The 3,960-nt window shown below is 42.9% G+C and carries 3 protein-coding genes; 2 read left to right on the top strand and 1 reads right to left on the bottom strand.

The window, feature by feature from the left end; genetic code table 11:
- Positions 1-372 precede the first annotated feature (372 nt).
- Positions 373-1,482, bottom strand: a complete 1,110-nt coding sequence (locus tag GNE10_RS32630; RefSeq protein ID WP_099071532.1) for an S-(hydroxymethyl)glutathione dehydrogenase/class III alcohol dehydrogenase — start codon at positions 1,480-1,482, stop codon at positions 373-375.
- A gap of 309 nt (positions 1,483-1,791) precedes the next feature.
- Here GNE10_RS32630 and GNE10_RS32625 point away from each other — a divergent pair, with 309 nt between their 5' ends.
- Both GNE10_RS32625 and rimM read left to right on the top strand, forming a co-directional pair.
- Positions 1,792-3,075, top strand: a complete 1,284-nt coding sequence (locus GNE10_RS32625) for a valine--pyruvate transaminase (RefSeq protein ID WP_185570159.1) — start codon at positions 1,792-1,794, stop codon at positions 3,073-3,075.
- A gap of 61 nt (positions 3,076-3,136) precedes the next feature.
- Positions 3,137-3,733: a ribosome maturation factor RimM gene (rimM, locus tag GNE10_RS32620; protein WP_185570158.1), complete on the top strand. Its 597-nt coding sequence runs from the start codon at positions 3,137-3,139 to the stop codon at positions 3,731-3,733.
- The last annotated feature ends 227 nt before the right edge of the window (positions 3,734-3,960 follow it).

Genomic DNA, 3,960 nt, shown 5'->3' with positions numbered 1-3,960 from the left:
GCTAATACCAATTTGAAAAAAGAATGCGACACATAGACAAGACCCCTCCCCAACCCTCTCCTTGCTAAGGGGAGGGTGCCGTCAGGCGGGTGGGGTATCTGTCGCAAACATTTTTTGAATCGGTATTATTTTGGTTTGCGATAAATAATAGCGATCGCTTAAAACTTATAATCCTGTTTCAGATAGAATTTTCCACTCTATTTGAAACAGGACTAATCAATAGACTTCTTGCATAAGTGGGGAAAAGGGTAAAGGAGAAAGGGCAAATAACAACCCTTTTCCCTTTAACCTTTTCCCTTTCCCCCCTCTTGGAAAAGTTACTTTTGCAAGAGGTGTCATAAACAGCAGGTGCAAATACTTTTTAATTCGTAATTAAAAAGTCACCACACTCCGAATCGATTCACCTTTGTGCATCAAATCAAAAGCATCATTAATTTTTTCAACGGGCATTACATGGGTAATTAAATCATCAATATTTATCTTTCCTTCCATATACCAATCAACAATTTTTGGCACATCTGTACGCCCTCTAGCGCCACCGAATGCCGTACCTTTCCAAACTCGCCCAGTTACTAATTGAAACGGACGAGTGCTGATTTCTTCTCCAGCACCGGCAACACCAATAATTACACTCACCCCCCAACCTTTATGGCAGCATTCCAATGCTTGGCGCATTACTTTCACATTACCAATACATTCAAAACTGTAATCAGCACCGCCTTTTGTTAAATCAACCAAGTAGGAAACTAAATCACCCTCAACTTCCAGGGGATTAACAAAGTGCGTCATACCAAACTTTTCTGCTAAAGCGCGTTTGTTGGGATTAATATCTACCCCCACAATCATATTTGCTCCCACCATCCGCGCCCCTTGGATGACATTTAAACCAATACCACCCAAACCAAAAACCACCACATTTGCCCCAGGTTCCACCTTAGCGGTATTAATGACTGCGCCAATACCAGTAGTTACACCACAGCCAATGTAACAAACCTTATCAAAAGGCGCGTCTTCCCGAATTTTTGCCAAGGAAATTTCTGGTAGCACCGTATAGTTGGCAAAAGTAGATGTACCCATGTAATGATGAATCATCTGTCCATCGACACTAAAGCGACTAGTGCCATTAGGCATAACACCGCGTGCTTGGGTTTGGCGAATTGCTTGACAGAGATTAGTTTTTAAGCTCAAACAATATTCGCACTGACGACATTCGGCGATGTACAAGGGAATTACATGATCCCCTGGTTTGAGACTAGTGACACCAGCACCCACCTCAACCACTACACCAGCACCTTCATGTCCCAAAATTGCTGGAAACAAACCTTCAGGATCGATACCAGAAAGGGTATAGGCGTCAGTGTGACAAACCCCTGTGGCTTTAATCTCGACTAATACTTCCCCCGCTTGTGGCCCAGATAGTTCAACCGTTTCAATACTCAACGGCTTACCTGCGCTGTAAGCTACTGCTGCTTTAACTTGCAACCTCAGCCCTCCCAGTTTGTCAATCAACTTATTTGAGTTTATATCGGAGATTGGGCATTGGGCATGGGAAAAGGGAAAGGGGTAAGGGGGAAAGGGGAAAGATTAAATTTATTCCTTTTCCCTTTTCCCTTTAACCTTTTCCCTTTCCCCATCTCCTTAATCCCCAGAATATTACTTTGTAAAAATATCATTCTCTAGCTAGATTGGTTAAAGGCGGAAAAAGTTGTTGTGACAACGATGTAAACTTGATGTCAGCAGCAAACCCCAAGTAATTTGTCCACCCTAAATTAATAAATTTTGTTACAGCTTATGAACCCTGCCCTAACACAAATTGGCGCTCAAATGTCCAACCTGACTGGCGTCAGAGCAATCATGAAGGATATTATTGAAACATTACGAGCCGGTTCAGGGCAGCAGTTTATTAATTTGAGTGCTGGGAACCCGTTGATTTTACCGGAGGTAGAACAGTTATGGCGGGATTGCACTGCACAGCTTTTGGCGAGTCCAGAATATGGTGAAGTGGTTTGTCGCTATGGTTCAAGCCAAGGCTATGCACCATTAATTGAAGCGATCGCCAACGACTTTAATAAACGCTACGGGTTAAAATTGAGCGATCGCAATATCTTTATCACTCCCGGCAGTCAAACCCTTTATTTCTACGCCGCAAATACCTTCGGTGGCTACACCAACAGCGGCGAATTAAAACAAATCGTTTTGCCCCTGAGTCCTGATTACACTGGTTACGGCGGTATTTGCTTGGAACCAAAAGCTTTAGTCGCCTACAAACCCACCCTAGATATTGATGCAGCTGCCCACCGGTTTAAATATCGCCCAGATTTTAGCCAAGTGACGATTACTGAAAACACAGGATGTGTCATCTTCTCTCGTCCCTGTAATCCCACTGGTAATGTCCTGACTGATGAGGAAGTGAAAAAGATTGCTGCCTTGGCTTCAGTTTACAATTCACCCGTGCTAATTGACTCGGCTTATGCGCCTCCATTTCCGTCATTGAACTTTACAGAAATGACCCCGGTGTTTGGCGATAATATTCTCCACTGTATGAGTTTATCCAAAGCCGGATTACCAGGAGAAAGAATTGGTATTGCCATTGGGGATGAAAAGTGGATTGAGGTGCTAGAGTGTTTCCAGGCAAACGCGAGTCTGCATTCTTCACGTTACGGTCAAGCGATCGCAGCCTTAGCAATTAATTCTGGTGCATTAGTGGAAATTTCCCAAACTGTGATTCGTCCCTTCTATCAAAATAAATTTACCGTTTTAGAAACCAGCTTAGAACAAGCAATGCCCAAGAATTTACCTTGGTTCCTCCATCGCGGTGAAGGAGCTATTTTTGCTTGGTTATGGCTAGAAAATCTACCCATCACCGACTGGGAATTTTACCAAGAATTGAAAAAAGTAGGTGTCATTACTGTCCCTGGAAGTACCTTTTTCCCCGGTTTAGAGGAAGAATGGGCGCACAAGCACCAATGCCTCCGTATCAGCCTCACCGGCAGCAATGAAGAAATAGCCATTGGTATGCAACGTTTAGCTAAAGTAGCCGAAGAAGCTTATCAGCGTACAGCTGTAAGTGTGTGATGAGTTAGGAGTTAGGAGTTAAGAGTTATTATTCTTCTCCTACTCCTGTGCCCCATGCCCAATGCCCAATGCCCAATGCCCAATGCCCAATGCCCAATGCCTAATGACTAATGACTGGCTAGAAATTGGTAAGATTGTTGCACCTCAAGGATTATCTGGGGAGTTACGGGTTTATCCTGACTCGGATTTCCCAGAACGGTTTCAAGTACCGGGAAAACGCTGGTTGTTGCGTCCTGGGGAGACGGAACCGCAACCGATAGAGTTATTGGCAGGACGTTATGTTGAAGGGAAAAATTTATATGTCATCAAATTAGCTGGGGTGGAAAATCGCAATCAAGCTGAGGAGTTGCGCGGTTGTAAGTTGATGGTGCCAGCAAGCGATCGCCCCCAATTAGGCGAAGATGAATATCATGTCCTTGATTTGATTGGTTTGGAAGTATTTATGCAAGCTTCTGGCGAACTTGTGGGTACGGTGGTAGATATCATCCCTGCTGGCAATGATTTGTTAGAAGTAAAATTGCATTCATCTTTTAGTAATGACAAAGCACAAAAGACTGTTTTGATTCCCTTTGTAGAAGCGATCGCCCCAGTGGTAGACTTGCAAACAGGTCGCATTGAAATTACACCACCAGATGGATTATTGGAAATTAATAATTAGTTAAATTTTGAACGCTGGAAAATGACCCAAGCTTTACCAAAAATCGTAATTTTTGCAGAATTTGTCCACTGGAAACCAGACTCAGTTGTGAATAATATAGGTGTTAACTGTTGACTGTTAAACGTTGACAGTAAACAAACTTTGTGAATTCTGGCTCCTGAGTCCTGAATTCTGTTTTGATAAACATCCATCAAAAGAAATATCAAAAAAATTATGATACATATAAT

The organism is Nostoc sp. 2RC (assembly GCF_014222165.1).
GTDB classification, from domain to species: Bacteria; Cyanobacteriota; Cyanobacteriia; order Cyanobacteriales; family Nostocaceae; genus Nostoc; species Nostoc linckia.
This window is presented reverse-complemented; position numbering and strand designations above follow the sequence as displayed.